Below are 25,400 nucleotides of genomic sequence, written 5' to 3' on the forward strand. Positions count from 1 at the left end.
TGAAGGAGTAGGGCGATGCGTCTTCTGGTGGTGGGTCGTTTAAGCGGCCAACTGGCGACGGCGGTGAAAATGGCCATGGCGCACGGCGCCAAGGTCCAGCACGTCGAGCGCGCCGATCAGGCGACCGAGCAACTGCGCCGGGGGCAGGGCGCCGACCTGCTGATGGTCGACTACCGCATCGACATCGCCGCCCTGATCGCCGCCAACGACGCCGAACGCATCCATGTGCCGGTCGTGGCCTGCGGCGTCGATGCTGACGCCAAGGAAGCGGCGGACGCCATCCGCGCCGGGGCCAAGGAGTTCATCCCCCTGCCGCCCGATGCGGAGTTGATCGCCGCGGTGCTGTCGGCCGTGGCCGACGATGAGCGGCCGATGATCTCGGCGGATCCGGCGATGAAATCGGTGATCCAGCTGGCCGATCAGGTGGCGCGCTCGGAAGCCTCCATCCTGATCACCGGCGAAAGCGGCGTCGGCAAGGAGGTGATGGCCCGCTATCTGCACAGCAGCTCGCGCCGCGCCGACAAGGCGTTCATCAGCGTCAACTGCGCCGCCATCCCGGACAACCTGCTGGAATCCGAGCTGTTCGGCCACGAGAAGGGCGCCTTCACCGGCGCGGTCGCCCGCCGCATCGGCAAGTTCGAGGAGGCCGACGGCGGCACGCTTCTGCTGGATGAAATCAGCGAGATGGACGCCCGGCTTCAGGCCAAGCTGCTGCGCGCCATCCAGGAGCGGGTGATCGACCGCGTCGGCGGCTCCAAGCCCGTGCCGGTCAACATCCGCATCATCGCCACCTCCAACCGCGACCTGGCCAAGGCCGTGGCCGAGGGGACCTTCCGCGAAGACCTGCTGTATCGCCTCAACGTGGTGAACCTGCGCCTGCCGTCTTTGCGCGAGCGCCCCGGCGACATCGCCGTCCTGGCCGACCACTTCGTCAAGAAATACGCCGCCGCCAACGGCGTGCCGCCCCGCGCCATCGGCCCTGAGGCGCGGCGCGCCCTGGTCGCCCACCGCTGGCCGGGCAACGTGCGCGAGCTGGAGAACGCCATGCACCGCGCGGTGTTGCTGGCGTCCGGATCCGAGATCGACGTCGACGCCATCCGCCTGCCGGACGGCCGCCCTCTGCTGGGCGGGGACGGAGCCTCGACGCCCGCCGCCTCGACCTATGACGCCGGGGTCGCCGGACAGGCGGCCCAGGCCGCCGACGCCGTGACCCGCAGCTTCGTCGGTCAGACCGTAGCCGAGATGGAGAAGACCTTGATCCTGGACACGCTCAGCCACTGTCTGGGCAACCGCACCCATGCGGCGACCATCTTGGGCATCTCCATCCGCACCCTGCGCAACAAGCTGAACGAGTACGCCGACCAGGGCACGCCGATCCCGGCGCCCCAGTCGGGCGTGGCGGCCGCCTACGGCGCGGCGGGCTGATCCGGTGCGCGCCGACCGCCGCACCCTGCTGATCGGCGCCGGCGCCCTGATGTCCGGCGGCATGGCTCTAGGCGCCTGCACGCGCGCGACGCCGCCAGCGGCGCCCGAGCCCGGCGGCATCGACCTGGACCTGTCGGCGCTGGAGGCCCGGCACGGCGGACGCCTGGGCGTCTCGGTCCTGACCGAGGGCAAGCGCGCCGATTGGCGCGGCGACGAGCGGTTCCTGTATTGCTCGACGTTCAAGATGTATCTGGCCGCCGCGACCCTGCTGCGCGTTCAGGCCGGGCAGGAGCGGCTGGACCGGGCGATCCCGGTGACGCAGGCCGACATGATCGCCCACGCCCCGGTGACGGCGCCGGCGGTTGGTTCGACCCTGACCATCGAGCAGTTGATGAAGGGCGCGGTCGAGGTCAGCGACAACCCCGCCGCCAATATCCTGATCCGCGAAATGGGCGGACTGGACGCCTTGCGCGCCTTCTATCGCGGCATCGGCGATGAGACGACCCGCGTGGATCGGCTGGAGCCGGAACTGAACCGGGCGGACGGCGACAAGGACACCATCCAGCCCGCGCAGTCGGCCCGCAACATCGAGCGGCTGATCCTGTCAGAGGCCTCGCCGCTCGAGTCGGCTTCCAAGCGGTTGCTTCTGGAGTGGATGGTGGCGTCGCCGACCGGGCAGGCGCGCCTGAAGGCGGGCGTCCCTTCCGGCTGGACCGTCGCGAACAAGACCGGCACGGGCGGCGGCGGGCCGGTGAACGACATCGGCGTCGTCTATCCCATCGAAGGCGCTCCGATCATTATGGCCGTCTATTTCCATGCAACGCCGGACTCGACCGACGCCCAGCGCGAGGCGGTCATCGCTGACGCCGCCCGACTGGCGCTCAAGGCGCTGGGGCATGGCTGACATGGATGAGATCTGGCGAATCCTGTCATCAGGCGGCATGACCTTCGCACGTCGTCATGGCTGACGCGCCGTACCTGATGAAGGACGGCATGGCGCGCCCTACGGGGCGTGATGCGCTCGGCTGGTTGATGCGCGGCGAAGTCGGCATGGCGGTCGGCGTCATCGGCGTCATCATGCTGCTGATCCTGCCGGTCCCGAAGATGCTTCTGGACCTGTTGCTGGCGATCTCGCTCGTCTCCAGCGTCCTGATCCTGATGACGGCCGTGATGATGAAGCGGCCGCTGGACTTCGCCATCTTCCCCACGGTGCTGCTGGTCTCGACCCTGTTCCGCCTGGGGCTGAATCTGGCCTCGACGCGGCTGATCCTCAGCAACGGCCAGGAAGGTCACGACAGCGCCGGCAAGATCATCCAGGCCTTCGGCGAGCTGATGATGGGCGGCAACTTCATCATCGGGGTGATCATCTTCGCCATCCTGCTGGTGGTGAACTTCGTCGTCATCACCAAGGGCGCGACCCGCATCGCCGAGGTCTCGGCCCGCTTCACCCTGGACTCCATGCCGGGCAAGCAGATGGCCATCGACGCGGACCTGTCGGCCGGGCTGATCAACGAGGAGCAGGCCAAGCTGCGCCGCAAGGAGCTGGAGCAGGAATCGACCTTCTTCGGCGCCATGGACGGCGCCTCGAAATTCGTGCGCGGCGACGCCGTGGCGGGCCTGATCATCACCTTCATCAACGCCATCGGCGGCCTGCTGATCGGGGTGGTCCAGCATGGCATGCCGGCGATGCAGGCGGCCAACACCTATGTCCAGCTGACGGTCGGCGACGGTCTGGTGACCCAGATCCCGGCCATCATCATCTCAGTGGCGGCCGGCTTCCTCGTGACCAAGGCCGGGGTCGAGGGTTCGGCCGACAAGGCTTTCGTCAGCCAACTGGCCACCAACCCCGTGTCGCTGGGCGTGGTGTCCGGCACGGCGGGACTGATCGGCCTGATCCCCGGCATGCCGCTGCTGCCGTTTGCGGCGCTGGCGCTGGGGACCGGCTTCATGGCGTGGAAGCTGGGCCGCGACCGGCTGAAGCCGCCGCCCGCCGAGCCGGTGGACCTCAAACCCAGGGAGGATGTCGAGGAGCCGATCTCCACCGCCCTGACCATCGACGAGGTGAAGATCGAGCTGGGCTACGCCCTGCTGGCGCTGATCAACGACCTGGAGGGGCGGCGCCTGACGGACCAGATCCGCGCCCTGCGCCGTTCGCTGGCTCAGGAATACGGCTTCGTCATGCCCAGCGTGCGCATCCTCGACAATATGCGCCTGCCCAATCAAGGCTACGCCATCCGCATCAAGGAGATGGACGCCGGATCGGGCGAGGTGCGCCTGTCCTCCCTGATGGCGATGGACCCTGCGGGGCGTCAGGTCGAACTGCCCGGCGAGCACACGCGCGAGCCCGCCTTCGGCCTGCCCGCCACCTGGATCGACGAGTCGCTGAGGGAAGAGGCGACCTTCCGCGGCTACACCATCGTCGACCCTTCGACGGTGCTGACCACGCACCTGACCGAAATCCTCAAGGAGAACATGGCCGAGCTGCTGTCCTACGCCGAGGTGCAGAAGCTGTTGAAGGAGCTGAAAGGCGAGGAGCAGAAGCTGGTCGAGGAGCTGATCCCCTCGGTCGTCACCGTGACGACCCTGCAAAGGGTGCTGCAGGCCCTGTTGCGCGAGAAGGTGTCCATCCGCGACCTGCCCGCCATCCTCGAAGGCCTGGCCGAGGCCGCGCCGCACACCACCAGCGTCTCCACCCTGGTCGAGCATGTCCGCAGCCGCCTGGCGCGTCAGCTGTGCTGGCAGCACAAGGCCGACGACGGGGCCCTGCCCATCGTCACGCTGTCGCCCGAGTGGGAGCAGGCCTTCGCCGACAGCCTGGTGGGCCCCGGCGAAGACAAGCAGCTGGCGATGGCGCCCAGCAAGCTTCAGGACTTCATCCGCGCCGTCCGCGACGTGTTCGAGCGCGCCGCCATGACGGGCGAGAACCCTGTCCTGCTGACCGGGCCGCAGGTGCGTCCCTATGTGCGCTCCATCATCGAACGCTTCCGCGGACAGACGGTGGTGATGAGCCAGAATGAGATTCACCCCAAGGCCCGCCTGCGCACCGTCGGCTCGGTTTAGACGACTTCACGGTTAATCGCTGGACACCGCGCAGGCGGCGAATATGGTTCCGGCCATGAAACGCATTCGGCCGGCCCTGCGCACCTTCGGAACCTTCCTGCGCACCCCGACCCTCAGTCGCTCCATCATCGCGCTTCTGGCCCTGGCCATCCTGCTGCTGATGGCGGTCAACGCCGCGACCTTCGTCATGATCCAGCGGACGGCGGCCTATAACGACACCGTCGATCACAGCCAGCAGGTCCGTCTGGCGGCCAAGGACATGCTGATGCTGCTGACCGAGGCCGAGACGGGTCAGAGGGGCTTCATGCTGACGGCCCGGACCGAATATCTGGGGTTGCACGAGAACGCCGTGGCCAAGCTGCCGGGCGTGGTCGAGCGGATGGAGCAACTGGCCGTCGGCGATGAGGATCAGGCCCGCCGGGTGGCCAAGGTGAAGGGGCTTTATCGCGAGCGCCTGAAACTGATGGCGGACACGATCGAGCTGACGCGAACGGGGCGCATCGGCGAAGCGGTGTCCTTGATCCGCAACGGTCGCGGCAAGTCTCTGATGGACCAGATCCGCGTCGAGCTGTCTGCAGTGGATGTGGTCGAGGCGCAGCGTCTGACCGAAAGGACGCGTCAGTCCGAGCGGGCGCAGACGGTCACGGTCGCGGTCAACGCCCTTGCGGCGATCCTGGTGCTGATCCTCGCCGGCATCAGCGTCTGGATGGTTCGGCGCTATGTGGCCGAGATCGAGGAGGCGCATTTCGAGCTCGACCGGGTCAACGCCGGGCTAGAAAACGAGGTGCGCGACCGCACCGCCGAACTGACCCGCGCCAATGAGGAAATCCAGCGGTTCGCCTATATCGTCAGCCACGATCTGCGCGCGCCCCTTGTCAACGTCATGGGCTACACGTCCGAGCTTGAGCAGGTCAGCAAGGCCCTGGAGCAGCAGCTGACCGCGCTGGAGGCGACCCACCCGGAGCTTGTGGACGCCGAGGCGCTGCGTTCGGTGCGCGAGGATGCGCCCGAAGCGGTGGGCTTTATCCGCACCTCGACGGCCAAGATGGACCGGCTGATCAACGCCATCCTGCGCCTGTCGCGCGAGGGGCGCCGCGCCCTGCAGCCCGAGACGCTCGAGATGACGGCCATGGTCCGCGCCATCGCCGACACCGTCAGTCACCAGGTCGCCGAAACGGGCGGCGAGATCACGATCAGCGACCTGCCTGCGATGGAGAACGACCGTCTGTCGATCGAGCAGGTCTTCAGCAATCTGATCGACAACGCCGTCAAGTATCAGCAGCCGGGCCGACCGATCCATATTGAGGTCAGCGGCCGGCAGGAGCCGGACGGCTGGGTCTCCTATGCGGTGCGAGACAACGGCCGGGGCGTCTCGCCTCGCGATCACGAGCGTATTTTCGAACTGTTCCGTCGCTCTGGCAAACAGGACACGCCCGGCGAGGGGCTGGGCCTTGCGTTCGTGCGCAACATCGTTCGCCGCATGGGCGGCACGATCGAGGTTGAGTCCGAATTGGGAGAAGGCTCGACTTTTTACCTAAAATTTCCGAAGCGTCTCGTTATGCTGGGTGACCATCAAGGAGACCGCCTGTGAGCCACTCGGTGAAGATCGTCATGGTCGAGGACGACCACGGCCACGCCAAGCTCATTGAGAAGAACATCCGGCGGGCGAATATCGCCAATGACATCGTCCATTTCGACCATGGGGATGCGGCGCTGGATTATCTCTTTCAGGAAGAGGTTCGCCGCAGCGGGCCGCTGCTGATCCTGCTGGACCTCAATCTGCCGGACATGTCGGGCACGGACATCCTGGAGCGGGTCAAGGCGGACGAGCGTCTGCGCCGCGCCCCGGTGGTGGTGCTGACCACGACGGACGACAAGGGCGAGATCCAGCGCTGCTACGACCTGGGCTGCAACGTCTACATCACCAAACCGGTCGACTATGAAGCCTTCGCAGGCGCGATCCGCCAGCTGGGTCTCTTCCTCTCCGTCATGCAAGCCCCCGAGATCTGACGCGTGGATCAGGCCCGGCCCCCCATACGGCTTTTGTACATCGACGATGATCGCGGCCTGTCGCGCCTGGTTCAGAAGGAGCTGGAGCGCCACGGCTATCAGGTGGTCTGCGCGCCAGACGCCGATGCAGGCTATGAGGCGCTGAAGGCTGAAACCTTCGATGTCTGCGCCTTGGATCACTATATGCCGGGTCGCGAGGGTCTGGACGTTCTGCCCGACATCCTGGCGCTGCCGGAACCGCCGCCGGTGGTCTATGTGACGGGCGCGCAGGACGGGCGCATCGCCGTGGCCGCCCTGAGGGCCGGCGCGGCCGACTATGTCATCAAGGACGTGTCCGAGGACTTCACCGCCTTGTTGCGCTCGGCCATCGAGGACGCCCTGCTGCGTCGCCGGCTGGAGCGCGAGAACGAGCGCGCGCATGACGAAGTCCGTCAAGAGCGCGACCGCGCCGAGGCCCTGCTGCGCGAGGTGAACCATCGCGTCGGAAACTCGCTGCAACTGGTCTCCAGCTTCATCTCCCTGCAGCTGCGCCAGCTCGCCGACGAAGGCGCGCGCGCCGCCCTGCGAGAGGCCCAGGTCCGCATCGAGGCCGTCGCCCATGTCCATCGCCGCCTCTACACCTCGGCGAACGTCGAACGGGTTCAGATGGACGAATATCTGGCGGGCTTGGTCGAGGAGCTGAGCAAGTCGATCGGTCCCAATGGTGACGGCTCGCGCCTGACCCTGTGCGCTGAACCTCTTCAGGTGACCACCGACCAGGCCGTGTCCCTGGGGGTGATCGTGACCGAACTGGTCACCAACGCCGTGAAATACGCCTATGAACCCGGCGCCGCCGGCGAGATCCGCATCCTCCTGCAAAAGGCCGAAGACGGCAGTCGGGCCCTCTTGACGGTCGAGGATGACGGCCCCGGTCTGGGCGACGGCGCGCCCAAAGGCACCGGCCTGGGCTCCAAGATCATCTCGGCCATGGCCAGCGGTTTGCGCTCGGCGATCGAGCTGGATTCCGCCCACCACGGCGTGCGCGCCCGTCTCGCCTTTGATCTCTGACCGTTTTGGGCTTCCGTCGGGCGTCCCGGCGGGTTTAAGCTCGGTGAAATGAAGCTTCAGTTCGGCACGGCGCGCCCCGGCCTCGACTATATCCACCGCCCTGCTGTTTTCGGCATCGCTGAGCGCGACGGCCGTCTGGCCTGCGTCCGCGTGGATCGCGGCGAAGGCGGCGTCTATTACGACCTGCCCGGCGGCGCACTGGACGGCGACGAGACCGAACAGCAGGCTCTGGTCCGCGAGTTCGCCGAGGAAACCGGCCTGATCATCCAGCCGGTAGACCGCCTGACCGAGGCCGGACAATATTTCCTCAAATCGGACGGCGCCGCGGTGAACAACGTCGGCGGCGTCTGGGTGGTCAGCGTGACCGGCGCCGACCCTTCGACCAAGCAGGAAGCCGACCACGAGCTGGTCTGGATGGAGCCGCTGCGCGCCTTGTTCAGCCTTCGCCACGAGGCCCACAGCTGGGCCGTCGCCCGCTGGCTGCGGGACCGTCATGCTGCAGCTTCGGAACCGCAGCGACGATAGGGGGTTGTTTTCCCTGAGAGACCGCCATTTCCGGCGGTCGCTGTACAGGGAGTCCAACATGGCCGATCACGACCGCATTGAAGGCGCCGCCAAGAACATGGGCGGCAAGATCAAGGAAGCCGCCGGCAGGGTCACCGGCGACGAAAAACTGAAAGCCGAAGGCCGCGCCGATCAGGTCGAAGGCAAGGTCCAGAACGCCGTCGGCGGCGTCAAGGACGCCCTAAAGGGCAAGTAAGGACGGAGGCTACCCTCATCCAAACGACCGCCGCCCTTGCCAGGTGGCGGTCGCGGCCACAGTCCTGCCGAAATCTGTTTTAAGTATCGTCGTCATGTCAATCGCTGCTGGGGGCAAGCGGATGTGGTCGCGCCGTTCGATCTTGTTAGGGGCCGCCGGGGCGGGCGTAGCGCGTGCGACTCCCGTTTGGCCGCAGGAGGCGCTGTCGAATGACGAACTTCTCTTTAGCGAAGGCCGCTATCTGCCGACCTATCTGGACCTGAAAGCCCAGTCCGAAGCGGGCGACGAGGCCGCGCGCTAGATGCTGAGCCAATTCGCGTCCTTTCTGGGCGATGAGGAGACCGCTATCGGTCTGGACGAACGACCGCCTCGGCCATCCGTCGTTCCGCCGGACCTTGAAGGCGCCGTGGCCCGTGATGCGATCGAGGCCATCACCGAGGCCGCCCGCGACACCCGCATCGTAATCCTGAACGAAGCGCACAATGTTTCCGCGCACAGGGCGTTCGCCGCGCGGGTCATGCGGGCGCTGCGCCCACTGGGCTACGATTGGTTCGCCGCCGAGACCTTCACCCAGCCCCAGCCTGTGCCGCTTGTCCGGATCGGCGCCTATACGAAGGGCGCGCCCTTCCTAGCCAGCTACGGCTACTACACCCACGATCCGGTCTTCGCCGAAATGGTGCGCGAGGCGGCCCGGCTGGATTACCGCTTCTCGGACTATGAGCAGCGTTTCGACCAGAGGACGCCCGAGGGCGCGGACAGCGCCGCGCAGATCGCCGCGCGTGAAGAGGCGCAGGCCGACAACCTGATCGCCAACATCCTGTCGACCCACCCCGAGGCGCGCGTCTTCATCTACGTCGGCTACAGTCACGCGATGGAGGTTGAGGGACGGGGCGGGCTATGGTTTGCCGCGCGTCTCAAGGCTAAGGCGGGCATCGACCCCTTGACCATTGAGCAGTCGAGGAACTGGCCAGCGCTCGCGCCTGAGAACGATGCCCCGCACGTGGCGGCCGTCCTGGCCCGTTTTGCGCCCGAGGCCCCGATCGTGGTGTCAAAGGATGGCGAGAGCATCGCCACGCCCAACTATGCCGGAAAGATGGATCTGTCGGTCTTCCATCCGCGCATGACTCCCGTGGCGGGCCGCCCCGGGTGGCTGGCGGCGGATCCCGAGCGGCGGCGCGTGATGATTAAGGTTCCGCCGCTGGACGAGCAGGTGCTGATCCAGGCCCTGTCGATGGCTGAAACCACGGCCGGGCCGCCCTCGGATCATTATCTGCTGCCGCCCGGCGCGCCGGAGGCGACCTTCTTCCTCCACCCCGGCCGTTACTTCTTCCGCCAGGAGACGGTGGCGGGCATTCAGCCCGCCTTCGGCGCGCTCAGGGTAGATTAGCGCGCCAGCGTCCGCATCGCCCGTTCAAGCCCCTCCAGCGTCAGGGGGAACATGCGGTGCTCCATAACCTCGCCGATCAGGTTCACCGAAGGCGTGTAGGACCAGTGGCGTTCGGGCACGGGGTTCAACCAGACCGACTTGTCCCACTGTTCGCGGGCGCGTTTCAGCCAGACGGCGCCCGCTTCCTCGTTCCAGTGCTCGACCGAGCCGCCGGGCATGGTCACTTCATAGGGCGACATGGTCGCGTCGCCGACGAAGATGGCGCGCCAGTCGCCGGGATATTTATGGATCAGGTCCCAGGTCGGGATGCGTTCGCTGTGGCGGCGCCGGTTGTCCTTCCACACCCCTTCGTAGAGGCAGTTGTGGAAGTAGAAGAACTCCAGGTTCTTGAACTCGGTCCGCGCGGCTGAGAACAGCTCTTCACATAGCTGGATATGGCCGTCCATCGAGCCGCCGACGTCGAGGAACAGCAGCACCTTGATGGTATTGCGCCGCTCGGGCCGCATGTGGATGTCCAGCCAGCCCTGACGCGCCGTGCCGTCGATGGTGCCGTCGATGTCCAGTTCTTCGGCCGCGCCCTCGCGGGCGAAGCGGCGCAGGCGGCGCAGCGCCACCTTGATGTTGCGCGTCCCCAGTTCGACCGTGTCGTCCAGATTGCGGTACTCGCGCTTCTCCCAGACCTTGACCGCGCGGCCGTGACGGCCGGGGCCGCCGATGCGGACGCCCTCGGGGTTGTAGCCGCCGTGGCCGAAGGGGCTGGTTCCGCCCGTGCCGATCCAGCGGTTGCCGCCCTGATGGCGCTCCTTCTGTTCCTCGAGCCGTTGCTTCAGCGTCTCCATCAGCTGCTCGAAACCGCCGAGGGCCTCGATCTGGGCCTTCTCCTCGTCGGTCAGGTATTTTTCGGTCAGCAGCCGCAGCCAGTCCTCGGGGATGTCGGCGGTGATCTCCTCGCCGGCACTGACGCCTTCCAGCCCCTTGAACACCTTGCCGAACACCTGATCGAAGCGGTCGTAGTGCTTCTCGTCCTTGACCAGGACTGCGCGCGACAGGTGGTAGAAGGCTTCGACGTCGCGTCCCGCCACGCCCTTGTCCATGGCCTCCATCAGATGGAGCCATTCCTTGAGCGACACAGGCACCTTGGCCTCGCGCAGGGCGGTGAAGAAGGGCAGCAGCATGGGCTTAAGACTGGCCTCGGCCTAGCCGCGCCGCAAGATGAACTCGTCGTCCATCCAGGCGCCGACCGGATACTGATACTCGCCAGCCTTCTCGAACCCGTAGGCGGCGTACAGCTTCTGGGCCTTTTCGTTGCCGCTCCAGACGCCGATCCACAGGGGGCCGTCGGTGTAAGCCTCCATCCACTCCAGCGCGACCTTCAGCAGTTGCGTGCCCAGTCCCAGGCCCTGCGCCGGCTTGCCGACATAGAGGCGGCGCAGCTCGGCGTGGCTGGCGCGGCCGTCGGGGTGGGGCAGGGTGTTCGGCCCGGCGTTGGCGAAGGCCAGCAGTTCGCCGTCGCGCTCGGCCACCCACCAGGCGGCGCCCGGCTCGGCCAGTTTGGTGGTGATGGCCTCGGCGTTGAAGCTGGCGTCCAGGAAGGCCGTCAGATCGGCGACCGGGTAAGGAATGCCGAAGCCGGTGACGAAGGTGTCGATAAAGGTCTGGCGCCCCAGGACGGCCAGGGCGGCGGCGTCGTCAGGACGGGCGGGGCGGATCACGGGGGCGCTCATGGCCGACGCATAGCGCCGGGCGGGCGTCGGGTGAAGGCGTGTCGAGACCGGCTTGGCGACATCATCGCAGCGTCGTCATCTTTGTGTGGTTGCAGGGGCGCGCGACGGGGGCTACCACCTTTGTCCAAGGTGCGCCGTCCGCGGCGCCCGTCAATGCTCGGATGGGGAGGTTAAGGGACGCCAAGGCCTTGGTTTCACAGGCCGATCCCCGTGCTATGACTTCTCCTGCACTCATGACTCATTCCGAATCTGCAACTCAGACGCCGGTCGCGGCCGCCCGCTCCGCGGGGGCTGAAGCCGCCTATGGGGCCATTACGCTGGCGCGCCACGGCGAGCCGGCCCTGTCGCGCAAATGCATGATCACCTCGGACCAGTATCGCGACTGGTGGGGCCGCTATGAGATCGGCGGCCTGCGCGCGGGCCAGACGCCGCCTCAGGCTCTGCTGACGGCCGCCGAGGGCGCCGGGGCCATCTACGCCTCGACTCGACCCCGCGCACAGGAGACCGCGCGCGCGGTGGCGCCGGATCGCGACGTGCTGGTCGACGCCCTGTTCATCGAAGCGCCCCTGCCGCCGCCGCGCTTCCCACGCTGGATCAAGCTGTCGCCGCGCTATTGGGGCGTGATCTCGCGCATCTGGTGGCACGCCTTCAATCACCACGAAGGCCAGGAAACCCGCGCCGAGGCCGAGGTCCGCGCCGATCAGGCCGCGCGCGTGCTGATCGCCCGCGCCTCGGAGGGCCACGACGTGCTGGTTCTGGCGCACGGCTATTTCAACCACATGGTCGGCCGGCGGCTGAAGGCGCACGGCTGGCGCCTGGTGCATAATCAGGGCTTCAAATACTGGTCCCAGCGCCGTTTCGAGAGGCGCTGAGGTCGCGGTCTGAGGAAGGCCGTTGAAGCGGCGCGCGCGCCTCTCTAGGTTGCGCCCATCATGACCGACGCATCCGTTTCCCCCGCCGTGCCCGCCGATCTCAGCTTCGAGGACGCCCTGTCGCGTTTGGAGGGCATCGTTTCGCGCCTGGAATCGGGTCAGGCGCCGCTCGAAGAGTCCATCGCCCTGTACGAAGAGGGCGCGCGGCTGAAGGCCCACTGTGAGGCGCGGCTGAAGGCCGCCCAGCTGCGGGTCGAGAAGATCGTCGTCGGCGCCGACGGCCAGGCCAAGGGCGTCGAACCGGCCGAGTTCGGCTGATGTCCGCGTCCGACCTGGCGCCGCAGATCGGCTTCGACGACTTCATGAAGGTCGATGTGCGCATCGGCCGGATCATCAAGGCCGAGCCGTTTCCCGAGGCCCGCAAGCCCGCCTATAAGCTGACCATCGACTTCGGCGACGCCATCGGCGTCAAGAAGTCCTCGGCCCAGATCACCCATCACTACACCCTGGACCAGCTGGACGGCCGCAAGGTCGCCGCCGTCGTCAACTTCCCGCCGCGCCAGATCGGCCCGATGATGTCCGAAGTGCTGACGCTCGGTTTCCCGGACGCTGAGGGGAACGTCGTCCTGGTCGGCGTCGATCGCGACCTGCCGCTGGGCGGGAGGCTGTTTTGAAGGTGCTGGCCGCCAACTCGCCCGAGCAGGCCGTCATCGATCGCGTCGCCGAGGTCGCTGACGTCGTCACCGTGGCGCTGGATGAACTGTTGCCGCGCGCCGACGGACCGGAAGTGCGCCTGACCGAGGCCATGCGTTACGCCGCCCTGGGGCCGGGCAAGCGGCTGCGTCCCTTCTTCGCCATCGAGGCGGGCCGGATGCTGGAGGCGGACGACCGCGCCGTCCTGCGCGCCGCCTGCGCGCTGGAATGCGTCCACGCCTATTCGCTGGTGCATGACGATCTGCCGGCGATGGACGACGACGACGTGCGGCGCGGGCGCCCGACCCTGCACATCGCCTATGATGAGGCGACGGCCATCCTGGCGGGCGATGCGCTCCAGACGGCGGCCTTCGACATCATTCTGGACGAGGACACCCACGACGAGGCGGCCGTGCGCTGCGAACTGGCGCGTCGTCTGTCTTTTGCGTCTGGCGCGCGCGGCATGGCGGGCGGTCAGATGATCGACCTGATGGGCGTCCGCGACGATCTCGGCGGCGTCGCCCGGATGCAGCGGCTGAAGACCGGCGCCCTGTTCGCCTACGCCTTCGAAATCCCGCTGATCGTCGCCGACGCCAATGAAGCCGCCTGGCACGCCCTGACCAGTTTCGCCCACGACATCGGCCTGGCCTATCAGATCGTCGACGATGTTCTGGATGCGGAAGGTTCGGCCGAGGAGATGGGCAAGGCCGCGGGCGGCAAGGACGCGGCCCTGGGCAAGACCAACTTCGTCACCCTGCTGGGGGTCGAGGCGGCGCGACAGAGGGTCGCGCACCTGGCCGATCAGGCCCGCTCGCACCTTGACCTGTTCGGCCATGACGCCGAAATCCTCAAGGCCAGCGTGGACTTTGTGCTCAAGCGCCGGTCCTGATAGGAAACGCGCCCGCCCTCAGCGGGTTACTGTTTGACGCCTCGTCGTCTGAAGGCCCCCGATTCCCATGTCCAACACCCCGCTTCTCGACACCGTCAAGTTTCCCGCCGACACGCGGGGCTTCGACATTCCCCAGCTGAAACAGCTGGCGGACGAGGTGCGCGCGGAAACCATCGACGCCGTATCGGTGACCGGCGGCCACCTGGGCGCCGGTCTGGGCGTGGTCGAGCTGACGGTCGCCCTGCACCACGTCTTCGAGACGCCGCAGGACATTCTGATCTGGGACGTCGGCCACCAGTGCTACCCGCACAAGATCCTGACCGGGCGGCGCGACCGGATTCGCACATTGAGACAGGGCGGCGGCCTGTCGGGCTTCACCAAGCGGTCCGAGAGCGAATACGACCCCTTCGGCGCGGCCCACGCCTCGACCTCCATCTCGGCGGCGCTCGGCTTCGCCGCCGCGCGGGACGCCAAGGGCGGGAACAACCGCGTCGTGGCTGTCATCGGCGACGGCTCCATGTCGGCGGGCATGGCCTATGAGGCGATGAACAACGCGGCCGAGGCCACCAGCGGCCAGCTGATGGTCATCCTGAACGACAACGACATGTCGATCGCCCCGCCCGTCGGCGGCATGAGCGCCTATCTGGCCAAACAGGTCTCGGGCGGGACCTATCAGAACATCCGCAAGGTCGGGAAGAAGTTCGTCGACCATATGCCGCGCCCCTTCCGCGACGCCGCGCGCAAGGCCGAGGAATACGCTCGGGGCATGATCGTGGGCGGCACCTTCTTCGAGGAGTTGGGCTTCTACTACATCGGGCCGATCGACGGCCACGACATGGAAAACCTGGTCCCCATCCTGAAGAACGCGGCCGCCATCACCGACCGCCCGGTGCTGGTCCACGTCGTCACCCAGAAGGGCAAGGGTTACGCCCCAGCCGAGAGCAGCGCCGACAAGCTGCACGCCGTGGTCAAGTTCGACGTGGTGTCGGGCAAGCAGGCCAAGGCCGTCTCCAACGCCCCCAGCTACACCAAGGTGTTCGGCACCGAGCTGATCAAGCACGCGCAAGCCGATCCGACCATCATGGCCGTCACCGCCGCCATGCCGTCGGGCACGGGGCTGGACCTGTTCGGCCAGGCCTTCCCGGATCGCACCTTCGACGTCGGCATCGCCGAACAGCATGCTGTAACCTTCGCCGCCGGCCTGGCCGCCGACGGCATGAAGCCGGTCTGCGCCATCTACTCCACCTTCCTGCAGCGCGGCTATGATCAGGTCGTCCATGATGTGGCGATCCAGTCCCTGCCGGTGCGCTTCGCCATGGACCGCGCCGGTCTGGTGGGCGCGGACGGCGCGACCCACGCCGGGTCGTTCGACATCGGCTTCATGGGGGCTCTGCCCGGCATGGTGCTGATGGCCGCCGCCGACGAGGCCGAACTGGCGGCCATGATCTCGACCTCGCTGGCCATCGACGATCGCCCCAGCGCCTTCCGCTATCCGCGCGGCGAGGGCGTGGGCGTGGACATCCCCGAACTGGCCGCCCCGCTGGAGATCGGCAAGGGCCGCATCGTGCGCGAAGGCACGTCGGTCGCCATCCTGTCGCTGGGCACCCGCCTGCAGGAATCGCTGAAGGCGGCCGATCTGCTGGCGGCCAAGGGCGTCTCGGCCACCGTCGCCGACGCCCGCTTCGCCAAGCCGCTGGACGCCGATCTGATCCTGCGTCTGGCGCGCGAGCACGAGGCCCTGATCACGGTCGAAGAGGGCGCCATGGGCGGCTTCGGCGCCTTCGTGCTGCAACTGCTGGCCGAGAAGGGCGCGCTGGACGCCGGGCTCAAGGTCCGCACCCTGCACCTGCCCGACATCTTCCAGGACCAGGACAAGCCCGAGATCATGTACGCCCAGGCCGGCCTGAACGCCGAGCACATCGCCGCCGCCGCCTCTACGGCGTTGGGCGTCGACGCCAGCCGGGCCGTGCGGGCGTAGACCGATTTTCCTTCTCCCCTTGTGGGAGAAGGTGGTCCGCCAGGACCGGATGAGGGGTGTCGCCGCGGCGACTTGCCGTTTTCACTGGAGCTCGAACAGTGGATGAGGGCGTAAGCACCCCTCATCCGAGCGACTCCGGCGCCCACCTTCTCCCACAAGGGGAGAAGGGCAGGGATCGCAACGCAATCGACCATCCCCCCTTGGCCCCTGTGCTAGACTGCGCGCGGGCCGAGGGGAGATTTCAGGCGATTCAGACGAATTGGACTCTCTTTTTTCCTTCTCTCACCAGAGGCGGAAAGGGGTCACAGCACCCCGATCATGCTGGCGACCAGCGGGTGGCGCACGATGTCGCGTTCGGCCAGGCGCACCACGGCGATCTCGGGCACGGCCTCCAGCCGCTCAGCGATGTCGGAGAGCCCCGACACGCCGGGCAGCAGGTCCGACTGGTGCGGGTCGCCCGTCACCACCATGGTCGAGTGCCAGCCCAGCCGGGTCAGCAGCATCTTCAACTGGACGTAGGTGCAGTTCTGCGCCTCATCCACGACGATGAAGGCGTTGTTCAGCGTGCGGCCGCGCATATAGCCGATGGGGGCGATCTCGATCAGACCTTCGGCCATCAGCGCCTTGACCCGCTTCATGCTGAGCCGGTCCGACAGGGCGTCGTAGAGCGGGCGCAGATAGGGGGCCAGCTTGTCCTCCATGTCGCCGGGCAGGAAGCCGATCGATTCCCCGGCCTCGACGGCGGGACGGCTCAGGACGATGCGGCCGACCTTGCCCGCCTCCAGCGCCTCGACCGCCTTGGCGACCGCCAGATAGGTCTTGCCCGTGCCCGCCGGACCCAGCGCCAGCACCAGATTGGCGTGGTCGACGGCCTCCATCAGCGCGGCCTGGCCGTCCGACTTGGGCTTGAGCGTCTTCAGGTAGCCCTGATCGCGCTCGTCGTTCGAGGGCAGGGGCGACCAGCCGCCGACCCGGGCGGGCAATCGCCGGACTTTGGCGTCCTGAAGGAATTCGGGCGAATCCAGCACGCCTTCGCGCAGCTGACGCTTGATGGCCGATCGTTTGCTCATGGACGCCTCCAGGGCATGAAAAAAGGCGAGCCCGGCTGGGTCTCGCCTTGGTCGTCGGTGGGGGAGGTAGGGGCCGAAGTCGCGCAGCCGTCCCGAACGGTCGAAGGGTCTTCGCCGCAGCAGGTGCGCCGCCGTCCCCGAACTGGTCGCGAACACGCCAAGCGCATTCTCCAGCGTCTGACCGGACCGGGCTTGATCCGGCTTCGGATCCGGGGGCGAATGGGGCCGACCGAATCGCATCAACAGATTGATGCTAACGTGGTTTCTGAAGGGTTAAAGCCTTCATTTTAAGAAGAATAGGCGGTGTGCGGATGAGTGTTTACAGTCTGGGCGACAGCAAGCCTCAGCTTCCAGCGGAAGGCGAATACTGGATTGCGCCCAGTGCGACCGTCCTAGGGAATGTGATTCTGCATCCGGGCGCCAGCATCTGGTTCAACGCCGTGCTGCGCGGCGACAACGATCCCATCGTCATTGGGGCCGACAGCAATATTCAGGACGGCAGCATCCTGCACACCGACCTGGGATCGCCTCTGACGATCGGCGCCGGGGTCACGGTGGGGCACAAGGTGATGCTGCACGGCTGCGAGATCGGCGACAACAGCCTGATCGGCATCGGCGCGGTCATCCTGAACGGGGCGCGTATCGGAAAGAACTGCCTGATCGGCGCCAACGCCCTGATCACCGAGGGCAAGGTCATTCCTGACAACAGTCTGGTCATGGGCCAGCCCGGCAAGGTGGTGCGGGAATTGGAAGAGGGTCAGATCGAGGGCCTTCGCATGTCGGCGCAGCACTATGTCCAAAACTGGCGGCGCTATGTGACGGACCTGAAGCGGATCGACTGACCCGTCGCCCCACAATGGCACGGGTCACAATGGGACAGGCGCTGCGGCTAAGGGGCCGGAACGGCGCAAACTCGCGCAGGAGGGGATGAAACAGCCCATTGGCGGACACTCGAAACGGCCCGGCGCTTGCATTGGTCCTGCTGACGATCAATGCAGGAGTCCGATCCCATGCGGATAGGGATTACGAAAATGCTGGCGGGCGCTGTGGCCTTTGTGGGGCTGATGGCGGTTGCTGATGCGGCTGCGGCGCAGTGCGGGCCGTCCAGTTGCCTGCCGCCGCCGCCGCCCACGCCGATCTTGCCTCCGCCGACGCCGATCACCCCGCCGGTGACGCCGCCGGGCGGCGGTTGCGGCCCTAGCGGCTGTCTGCCGCCGCGCCCGCCGGTGACCCCGCCTTGCGGCGGCGGCGGATGCCTGCCGCCTCCGCCCCCTCCGTGCTGCGGCTCGGGCGGGGGCAATGTGAACGTCAACGTCAATGTCAATGCGAACGCCAGCGCCAACGCCTCGGCGCGCGCCTGGGCCGGATCGCGCGCGGCGTCGACAGTGATCGTGGCGGGCGGCGGCGGAGCCTATTTCAACGTCGACCAGCCCTATCCGACCACCATTCAGGGCCTGAACGTCCAGGGCGGGATGCAGATGGTGCGGGTGCCCTTCACCGCCTCGCGCCGCATCGAGAAGCAGGTCGTGCTTCAGGCCGTCTGCATCGATGACCGCAATGTGCCCCACCCGGCGTCCCAGGTCGTTCCCGGCCGCGACGTCGCGGACAGCTACGACGGCGAACTGTACCGCTGCCTGGCGGGGACCAAGCTGCAGTGGACCGTCAGCGAAGCGGAAGGCGCGGCCGGCGAAACCACGGCCTGCAACAAGGGCGACGCCCTGTGGCACGGCGCCGGCGGCCGTCTGGAATGCCGTCCTGAAAAGCAGGCGCGTCAGTGTAATGAGCGCTCGCTGCTGCGCCGTTACGGCGCCGGCGTGAAGGTTCTGACCATGATCCGCGAAGAGACCTACACCGAGTATCGCGAGGAGATGGTCGAGGGCGCCGCCTCCACCGGCATGATCATGATGGACGGCGGGGTCGGCGGCCGGGTTTTCTGAACCCGCTGTTCAGCCTGGCGACAGACGCGATCGTCTAGGGTCAGGCATCGACTCTCCGTCGATAGGCCAAACGACTGGGCCCCGTTCCTTTCGGAACGGGGCCCCTTCTTTGTTACTGGGCGTTGACGGAGACGACCTCAGCCTTCCACGCCGCATCCGGTTTCAGATACTGGCGCGCGGCCGCCTGAATGTCGGCGGCGGTGAAGGATTCCAGATCGCTGATATGCGTCTGGATCTGTTCCAGGGAGGCGGGCTTGGCGGCCAGATCCTCCAGTTGACCCAGCCAGTATTCATTGCCCGCCTGGCTGCGGCGCAGGCTTTCGATCACCGGCAGGCGCGCGCGGTTCAGTTCGTCCTCGCTGACCGGCTTGTCGCGCAGGTCGGCGATGATGGCGTCCACGGCGGCGAAGAAGGCGTCGAACTTTTCCGGAGCCGTGTCGGCGGTGATCGAGATGGAGCCGTAGCCCGCGAACACGTCGGACGACGAGGCGCGCACGCCCGGCGAGTAGGCCAAGGCCTGCTTTTCGCGGATCTCGTCCAGGACGCGCAGTTTCAGCACCTCAGCCAGGATGGAGGCCTTGCGCGCTTCGGTGCGGTCGTTGACGGCGTCTGTGGTCGGCCAGGCGATGTAGGCCAGGCCCTGCTCGGCCGGACCGGCGTGGGTCAGGCGGATCGGCTGGGCCGTCGGCGCCGGGAAGCGGCGCTGGTCCGACCCGGCCAGAGGCTGGGCGGCCGGGGCGCGGGCGGGCAGGGCGGCGAAGGTCGAGGCGACCGAAGCCACCGCGTCCTCGATCTTGACGTCGCCGACCATGACGATGTCGATCGGGCCCGTCGCCAGACCCTGAACCACGCCCTGCTTCAGTTCATCCAGGGTGAAGGCGGCGATTTCCGCGGGCGAAGGCATGGATTCGCGCTTGTCGCCGCTGGCCAGCAGACCCGAGGCCTGAAGGCCGAAGGCGCCGCCGGGGGTCGCCATCTGCTGCATGATCACCTGCGGCAGCACGGCCTTGATCTGCTCGAACGGCGCAGGGCGCAGGCCCGGATCGGTCAGATAGGCGGCCAGCACCTGCATCTGCAGTTGCAGATCGGCCGGACGGGTGGCGCCTGACAACTGATAGGCGTCGCTGTCGATGCTGAAACCGGCGCCGTAGATTTTGCCGGTCAGGACGCGGTTCAACTCGTCGGCCGTCAGCTTGCCGAGACCGCCGGCCGTGAAGACCATCGGGGCCAGGGACTGAGCGGTGAAACGATCGGCCGGCAGGCCCATCTCGCCGATGCCGGTGCGGACCGAGATCAGGATCTGCTGGTCCTTGAAGGTCGTCGGCTTGACGGTCAGGCGCACCCCGTTGGGGAAGGTGACGATGGTGGCGCCGACGGCGGCGACTTCGGTGGTCGAGGCGGGCGTGGCGGCGGCGCCGAAGTCGGCGTAGGGCCAGTCCAGAGCGGCCTGTTCCGCCGGGGCGGCGACCGGCGTGGCGCGGCTGGCTTCCAGCAGGGCCGTGACGCCGGCCTCGCCGCCTTCGATCGGCTCGGGCGTGACGACCAGAGCCAACGGACCCTGGCCTTCGAAGGCGCGCTTAACGGCTTCGCTGACCTGAGCCGCTTGAAGGTCTTTCACCGTAGCTTCAAAGAGCGCCAGGTTGGTGGCGGGGGAGGAGAAGACCTTGTCGTCGTTGGCGGCGCCCAGCAGGGCGTTGGCCAGGGCCGGGGTGCTGCGCGTGGCGGCGGCCTGGACCGCCGTTTCCAGCGCGGCGCGGCTGTTGGCGATCTCGCGATCCAGTTCGATCTGGGACACGCCGAACTGAACCAGGCGGCGCTGTTCCTGCTCGATGGTTTCCAGCGCGCGCTGGATGCCGCCGGGATTGAAGGCGGCCGAGACGCTGGCGAGGTCCAGGGTCTTGAACAGGGTTCCCTGTCCGCCGCCCGCGCCGATGAAGGGCGGGTTGTCCGCGCGGGCCAGTTCACCCAGACGGCGGTTCAGCACGGCCATGCCCAGGCCTTGCAGCATGGCGTCGCGGCGTTCAGACGCCGTATCGGGATCGAGGTCGGGGTTGCGGATCCAGTTCAGCTGAACCGACGACTGCACGCCCGGCTCGACTAGGATGCGGGTCTCAGGCTGACGCGGGGCGACCTGTCCCAGATCGGGCTCGGGACCGTCGGCGGCCTTGGGCGTCCAGTCCGAGAAGGTCGCCTTGATCTTGGCTTCCATCTGATCGACGTCGAAGTCGCCGACGGCGATCATGGTGGCCCGTTCGGGGCGGTAATAGGCCTCATAGAACTCGACGAAGCGTTCGCGCGGCGCGGTGCGGATGATGCTGAGGTCGCCGATCGGCAGGCGATTGGACAGCCGCTGGCCGGGCGCCAGCAGGGCGATCTGCGCTTTCAGCGAGCGCAGGGCGGGGGTGTTGCGCAAGCGCTCTTCACCCTCGATCACGCCGCGTTCGGAATCGATGTCCTCGGCCTTCATCAGGGCCTCGGAGACCTGTTCGCGCATGATCCGCAGCGAGGTGTCGACGGTCTCGTCGTTGGTGCGGGGCAGCTCCAGCGTATAGGCGGTCTGGTCAAAGCTGGTGAAGGCGTTGGTGTCGGCGCCGAAAGCCAGGCCCAGACGCTCCAGAATCCGCAGCAGCTCGTTCTCGGGCACGTTCGTCGTGCCGTTGAAGGCCATGTGCTCCATGAAGTGGGCCAGACCCAGCTGGTCTTCGTTCTCCATCAGGGAACCGGCCGCGATCCGCAGGCGCAGCGACGCCTGACCCGGAGGAGTGGCGTTCTTCATGATGGCGTAGCGCATGCCGTTGGGCAGGACGCCGAAGCGCACGGCCGCGTCGGCCGGGATGTCGCTGGCCGCCTGGGCCCAGGGTTTGGAGGGTTGGGCGTTCTGCGCCGCGACGGCCGAAGGCGGCGTCAAGGCGACGGCAGGGAGGGCCACGCCGCCCATCAGGGCGAGGCTGGATGCGGCGAGCAGAAGCAGGCGGCGAGGGCGAGGGGATCGCATTCGGTGGTCTCCGCGACGTGCGAGCGGGCGGCCCCCGGGACTGATTGCGGCCCTGCACGTAAGACAGGCGCGAAGCTTCTTCAGCCTCGCGCCTGTTTACGGTGACAAACGAGCTTGACTAGCTCAAGTTACCGAAAGTTAATTTCCCGGTCGAGCGACGTAGAAGGTCGCCGTGTTGCCGACGGCGTTGGCGCCGGCGACGACATTTCGGCCCCAGCCGTTGACGGTGGCGGTCGCCGTGGCGCGCACGTCGCCTGCGTTGGTCTGGCTGTTGCGCACGTTCAGGTCGCCGCCGCAGGTCGAACACGCAAAGCCGGTGACGGCGTTGCCCGCCGCATTGGCGCCGACATAGGCGTCGTAGCCGTTCTGGCCGGTGAACCCGGCGCTGGCGGTGACGCCGCCGGTGTTCATCTGGGTGTTGTCGATGCTGACATAGATGTCGTTGTTGCCCGCATGAACCTCATTGCCGACAGCCTCGGCGGTCGAATAGGCGGCGCCGAAGTCGTAGGAGCTGAGCTCGGTGCGCGACAGTACTTCGGCCGAGTTATGCTGGTCCACGTCGACAACCAGAGAACCGCCCTGATTATAGAAGGCCGCCTGGTTGGAGGCTGCGCGGCTGCGCGCGGCGATGTCCCAGGCGTTGCCCGCCCACACGCCGGTCCAGGCGGTGACCCCGGCGCCGGAGGCGGTCTGGCTGACCGACAGGTCCTGGTGCGAGTTCGGGGTCGAAGTCGCCTGCACGGCGTTGGCCGAAGCATGGCTGCTGAAGACCGCCGGGGCCGGGGCGTAGGTGAAGCGGGCCTCGTTCTCGGCGTAGATCTGACCAGTCGAGTTCTGATCGGTGCGGCCGGTGATGGCGCCGCGCTGATCGCCCGTGCCGCTGGCGCCCAGGGCGACGGTGTTGCCGATCGCGTCGGCTGAGACATGGCCGCCGTAGTTCAGGCGGGCGCCGGTTTCCTCGATCCGAGTCCGCGCGGTGACGTCGCCATCCAGATTCTGACCGGCGTCCACGTCGATGCCGGTGTTGACGGCGGTCGCGGCCAGATAGTTGCCGCGCGCCTGGGTGACGCTGTTCACATAGCCCGTATCGCCGCGCAGGGTCAGGGAGGTGTCCGCCACTGCGGCGCCCTGCATGTCCTGGGTCGAACGGATGTCGGCGGCGCGGCCTTCGGCGCCGCCGGACAGGGCGTTGCCCATGGCGGCGTTCGACACGGCGACGTTGTCGCTGACGTTGACGACGTTCAGGCGCTGACCGCTGATGACGTCGCCAAGGTTGAGCTGCTCATTCAGGACCAGCCCGCGATCTTGAGCGGAAGCCTCAGCGGCCGCCGCTACGCACAGCGCTGTCGCGGCGATCGTGCCAGCGAGACGGGTCGGCGCGAGTCTGGCCATTGTTCGTGTCCGTGTTTGCGTAAGCGGGATAATAGCCGCCCGTCGGGCCGACAGGGCTGTCGGCCAGCGGGTCGTTGGCGGGGTTGAGGCAGATTTCCGGGCCGGGGGCGCCGTACAGATTGGCCATGAACTCGACCGTGGCGCGTTCGACCAGGGCGCGGACGGCCAGTTGAACCGGCTCCAGGCCGCTGGACCCGGCGGAAATGTCGAAGACGTTGCCGTTCAGGAAGTCGAACACGCCGGCCGACACTTCGCGGCCGACGATTTGCTTCTGATAGGAGACGACATCCACGACTTCGAGGGTGGTGGTCTGCACCAGACGAAGGTCGATCGCGACGTTCATCACGAACACCTTGCCGGTGATCAGGCCCGAGCCGCCGTTCTGTTTCACTTCGCCGCCGGCGACGTCGAAGCCGCCCGAGCGGATGTTGTAGTTCACCTCGGTGATGCCGCCGACCACATAGAAGTCCGAGCCCGGCACCTGACCGGCCAGGATGCGGCGGAAGGCGGCGTCCTGCGGTCCGCCGTTCGGCACGTCGTCGCCGATCAGCTTGTTGTTGGCGTAGCGCAGCTCAAGCTCGGACACCGAGGTGTCGTAGCGCTCGACGATGCGGGCGCCGGCCTTGGCCAGGGCGGTGTTGGCCATCAGGGACGCGCCCTGGGTGATCTGGCGGCCGCCGTCCGAAGAGATGGAGCCGGTGTAGTCGCTGATCCGACCCACGGCCATGCGCGGCGAGGGCAGGTTGTAGCGGCGCGCATAGTCGGCCAGGCAGTAGAGCGCGGTCGAATAGGGCGTCGGGTTCGACGTCACCGGCGCGTTGCCGATCGGCTTGGCGTACTGGCCCGACGGCCCGGCGGAGGTGCTGACGCAACCGCCCAGCAGGGCGGCGGCGGCGGCGACGCAGCCGAGGGCGCGCACAGGCGAGCGACGGATGGCTGGGATTTTCATGGACGCGGCCCGTTCAGGGTGGTGCCGGCGTTGATGTCGCCGGTGTTGGTCTGGTTGGAGTTGACGACGACCGTGTTGCGGTTGCCCTGGACCACCACATTCAGGTTGTTGCCGATGGCGGTCGAGCCGCCGATGTTGGTCCCGCCGCTCGAGCCGACGCCGCCGTTGAAAATGCTAGACGACGCATTGCTGTCGCTTCGCGAATAGGCGCTGCCGTTCTGCTGGATGAGGCCGTCGACGACCAGGCGGTTGCCGTTGGCGTCGCGGGTCGTGCCGCGGCTGGCCTGGGCGGTGGTGTAGCGCGAGGCGCCGTAGCCGGCCTGGAACTGGCCCGCGCCGGCCGAGCCGGTCGACTGCGCGACGGCCGAACCGGCAGGCAGGCCCGCCAGCACGACGGCGGCGGCCGCAACGGTCATGAGTGTCAGTCTATGAGACGGCATCAGGCGCTCCCGAGAACTTCTGGAAGGCCCCTCGCAATGACCATGCCAGCCCATATCAGTCTCGGAATGGCGCAAAACGACGGCTTGAGCTGGAATGCGACTGGCCCCATCAAGGACGAATGTCCCAATCTGACGCCCGTTCGCCGCGACCGCCGCGCGAAAAGATGTTCAACGCGCCCTTCCTGCCCCTGCTGATCGCAGCATCCATGCCGGTGCTCTATTATCTGCAGGAGCGGCTTCCCGATCTGGGAGTGTCGATGGCCTTCGTCCCGGCAAGGCTGTGGGCGGGCGACTGGCAGGGCCTGTTCACCTCCATGCTGCTGCACGGCGGCTGGGCTCATGTGACGATGAATGCGGTGGGCGCCCTGGCCTTCGGCGCGCCTGTCGCGCGTTTGATGGAGCGCGGACCGGGACCGCTGGTCTTTATTCTCTTCTATATAGCCGCCGGCGTCGTGGCGGCCCTGGGCTATGGCCTGGTGCATCCGTACAGCATGGGGCCGCTGGTCGGCGCCTCAGGCGCGGTCTTCGGCCTGATCGGAGCCGCCACCCGGTTGATGGGCGGGCATGGGCGCGTCCTTCCGCTGTTTCATCCGATGGTGTTGCGCGCCTCGGCCGCCTGGATGGCGGTGAATCTCATTGTGGGTCTGATCGGTCTGGCGCCGGGAGCGGAGGGCGCCCGCATCGCCTGGGAGGCGCACGCCGTCGGCTTCGTGTTCGGCATTCTCGCCATCGGGCCGATCGGGGGCTGGTTCGCCGCGCGCCGTGATTTGCC

The 25,400-nt window shown here is 67.3% G+C and carries 25 protein-coding genes (1 of these 25 cut by a window edge); 18 read left to right on the forward strand and 7 right to left on the reverse strand.

What is annotated here, in order from left to right:
* Positions 1-15: 15 nt before the first annotated feature.
* The 10 genes from DA69_RS01855 to DA69_RS01900 are packed head-to-tail and all read left to right on the forward strand — an operon-like array spanning position 16 to position 9,689.
* On the forward strand, positions 16-1,425 hold the full coding sequence (locus tag DA69_RS01855) for a sigma-54 dependent transcriptional regulator (protein WP_025976595.1): 1,410 nt from the start codon (positions 16-18) through the stop codon (positions 1,423-1,425).
* 4 nt (positions 1,426-1,429) lie between these two features.
* Complete coding sequence (gene bla, locus DA69_RS01860) at positions 1,430-2,329, forward strand: class A beta-lactamase (RefSeq protein ID WP_025976594.1); 900 nt, start codon at positions 1,430-1,432, stop codon at positions 2,327-2,329.
* Positions 2,330-2,385: 56 nt separating this feature from the next.
* Positions 2,386-4,485, forward strand: coding sequence for a flagellar biosynthesis protein FlhA (gene flhA, locus DA69_RS01865; RefSeq protein ID WP_025976593.1), 2,100 nt, complete (start codon positions 2,386-2,388; stop codon positions 4,483-4,485).
* Between the two features lie 55 nt (positions 4,486-4,540).
* Positions 4,541-6,076, forward strand: a complete 1,536-nt coding sequence (locus DA69_RS01870) for a sensor histidine kinase (protein WP_025976592.1) — start codon at positions 4,541-4,543, stop codon at positions 6,074-6,076.
* Positions 6,073-6,495 (forward strand): response regulator, encoded by a 423-nt coding sequence (locus tag DA69_RS01875; protein ID WP_004370806.1) that lies wholly within the window; start codon positions 6,073-6,075, stop codon positions 6,493-6,495. The genes DA69_RS01870 and DA69_RS01875 overlap by 4 nt, the downstream gene beginning before the upstream one ends.
* 33 nt (positions 6,496-6,528) lie before the next feature.
* Complete coding sequence (locus tag DA69_RS01880) at positions 6,529-7,542, forward strand: sensor histidine kinase (protein ID WP_235599189.1); 1,014 nt, start codon at positions 6,529-6,531, stop codon at positions 7,540-7,542.
* Between the two features lie 48 nt (positions 7,543-7,590).
* A complete protein-coding gene (locus tag DA69_RS01885) occupies positions 7,591-8,067 on the forward strand; it encodes an NUDIX domain-containing protein (protein ID WP_025976590.1) in 477 nt (158 codons plus the stop codon).
* A 58-nt stretch (positions 8,068-8,125) separates the two neighbouring features.
* Positions 8,126-8,302 (forward strand): CsbD family protein, encoded by a 177-nt coding sequence (locus DA69_RS01890; RefSeq protein WP_035302074.1) that lies wholly within the window; start codon positions 8,126-8,128, stop codon positions 8,300-8,302.
* Between the two features lie 43 nt (positions 8,303-8,345).
* Complete coding sequence (locus tag DA69_RS14820) at positions 8,346-8,603, forward strand: hypothetical protein (protein WP_235599190.1); 258 nt, start codon at positions 8,346-8,348, stop codon at positions 8,601-8,603.
* On the forward strand, positions 8,604-9,689 hold the full coding sequence (locus tag DA69_RS01900) for a hypothetical protein (RefSeq protein WP_051582058.1): 1,086 nt from the start codon (positions 8,604-8,606) through the stop codon (positions 9,687-9,689).
* Here the strand turns inward: DA69_RS01900 and DA69_RS01905 are convergent.
* The gene (locus DA69_RS01905) at positions 9,686-10,864 is read right to left on the reverse strand and encodes a vWA domain-containing protein (RefSeq protein WP_025976589.1); all 1,179 of its coding nucleotides are present in this window, start codon (positions 10,862-10,864) and stop codon (positions 9,686-9,688) included. The genes DA69_RS01900 and DA69_RS01905 overlap by 4 nt on opposite strands.
* A gap of 21 nt (positions 10,865-10,885) precedes the next feature.
* Positions 10,886-11,413, reverse strand: a complete 528-nt coding sequence (locus DA69_RS01910; RefSeq protein WP_025976588.1) for a GNAT family N-acetyltransferase — start codon at positions 11,411-11,413, stop codon at positions 10,886-10,888.
* 233 nt (positions 11,414-11,646) lie between these two features.
* Between DA69_RS01910 and DA69_RS01915 the strand changes: the two genes are divergently transcribed.
* The 5 genes from DA69_RS01915 to dxs all read left to right on the forward strand — a co-directional run bounded on the left by DA69_RS01915 (position 11,647) and on the right by dxs (position 15,845).
* The gene (locus tag DA69_RS01915) at positions 11,647-12,285 is read left to right on the forward strand and encodes a histidine phosphatase family protein (RefSeq protein ID WP_025976587.1); all 639 of its coding nucleotides are present in this window, start codon (positions 11,647-11,649) and stop codon (positions 12,283-12,285) included.
* Positions 12,286-12,345: 60 nt separating this feature from the next.
* Entirely contained in the window at positions 12,346-12,603 is a 258-nt protein-coding gene (locus DA69_RS01920) for an exodeoxyribonuclease VII small subunit (RefSeq protein WP_004370819.1), read from the forward strand.
* A complete protein-coding gene (locus DA69_RS01925) occupies positions 12,603-12,959 on the forward strand; it encodes a tRNA-binding protein (protein WP_025976586.1) in 357 nt (118 codons plus the stop codon). The genes DA69_RS01920 and DA69_RS01925 overlap by 1 nt, the downstream gene beginning before the upstream one ends.
* Before the next feature lie 35 nt (positions 12,960-12,994).
* Positions 12,995-13,867, forward strand: coding sequence for a polyprenyl synthetase family protein (locus DA69_RS01930; RefSeq protein ID WP_145915938.1), 873 nt, complete (start codon positions 12,995-12,997; stop codon positions 13,865-13,867).
* A gap of 67 nt (positions 13,868-13,934) precedes the next feature.
* Positions 13,935-15,845, forward strand: a complete 1,911-nt coding sequence (gene dxs, locus DA69_RS01935) for a 1-deoxy-D-xylulose-5-phosphate synthase (RefSeq protein WP_025976584.1) — start codon at positions 13,935-13,937, stop codon at positions 15,843-15,845.
* A gap of 302 nt (positions 15,846-16,147) precedes the next feature.
* Here dxs and DA69_RS01940 read toward each other — a convergent pair whose 3' ends face one another.
* Positions 16,148-16,927, reverse strand: a complete 780-nt coding sequence (locus DA69_RS01940; protein WP_145915939.1) for a PhoH family protein — start codon at positions 16,925-16,927, stop codon at positions 16,148-16,150.
* Positions 16,928-17,226: 299 nt separating this feature from the next.
* On the opposite strand from DA69_RS01940, the gene DA69_RS01945 reads away from it, so the two are divergent.
* Positions 17,227-17,757, forward strand: coding sequence for a gamma carbonic anhydrase family protein (locus DA69_RS01945; RefSeq protein WP_025976582.1), 531 nt, complete (start codon positions 17,227-17,229; stop codon positions 17,755-17,757).
* A 168-nt stretch (positions 17,758-17,925) separates the two neighbouring features.
* Positions 17,926-18,852: a hypothetical protein gene (locus DA69_RS01950; RefSeq protein WP_235599258.1), complete on the forward strand. Its 927-nt coding sequence runs from the start codon at positions 17,926-17,928 to the stop codon at positions 18,850-18,852.
* 112 nt (positions 18,853-18,964) lie between these two features.
* On the opposite strand, the gene DA69_RS01955 is transcribed toward DA69_RS01950, so the two are convergent.
* The 4 genes from DA69_RS01955 to hfaA form a co-directional block, all read right to left on the reverse strand.
* The gene (locus tag DA69_RS01955) at positions 18,965-21,847 is read right to left on the reverse strand and encodes a M16 family metallopeptidase (protein ID WP_025976581.1); all 2,883 of its coding nucleotides are present in this window, start codon (positions 21,845-21,847) and stop codon (positions 18,965-18,967) included.
* A 138-nt stretch (positions 21,848-21,985) separates the two neighbouring features.
* Positions 21,986-23,239 carry a holdfast anchor protein HfaD gene (hfaD, locus tag DA69_RS01960; protein ID WP_025976580.1) on the reverse strand — a complete coding sequence of 418 codons (1,254 nt, stop codon included), beginning with the start codon at positions 23,237-23,239 and terminating at the stop codon, positions 21,986-21,988.
* Positions 23,166-24,188, reverse strand: coding sequence for a holdfast anchoring protein HfaB (hfaB, locus tag DA69_RS01965; protein WP_025976579.1), 1,023 nt, complete (start codon positions 24,186-24,188; stop codon positions 23,166-23,168). Before hfaB ends, hfaD begins: the two co-directional genes overlap by 74 nt.
* Positions 24,185-24,604 (reverse strand): holdfast anchoring protein HfaA, encoded by a 420-nt coding sequence (gene hfaA, locus DA69_RS01970; protein ID WP_035302070.1) that lies wholly within the window; start codon positions 24,602-24,604, stop codon positions 24,185-24,187. Before hfaA ends, hfaB begins: the two co-directional genes overlap by 4 nt.
* Before the next feature lie 143 nt (positions 24,605-24,747).
* Between hfaA and DA69_RS01975 the strand changes: the two genes are divergently transcribed.
* Positions 24,748-25,400: the 5' portion of a rhomboid family intramembrane serine protease gene (locus DA69_RS01975; RefSeq protein WP_029972366.1), read on the forward strand. The gene runs 16 nt beyond the window's last position; only the first 653 of its 669 coding nucleotides appear in the window; it begins with the start codon at positions 24,748-24,750; its stop codon lies off the right edge, out of view.

The organism is Brevundimonas naejangsanensis, assembly GCF_000635915.2.
GTDB lineage: Bacteria > Pseudomonadota > Alphaproteobacteria > Caulobacterales > Caulobacteraceae > Brevundimonas > Brevundimonas sanguinis.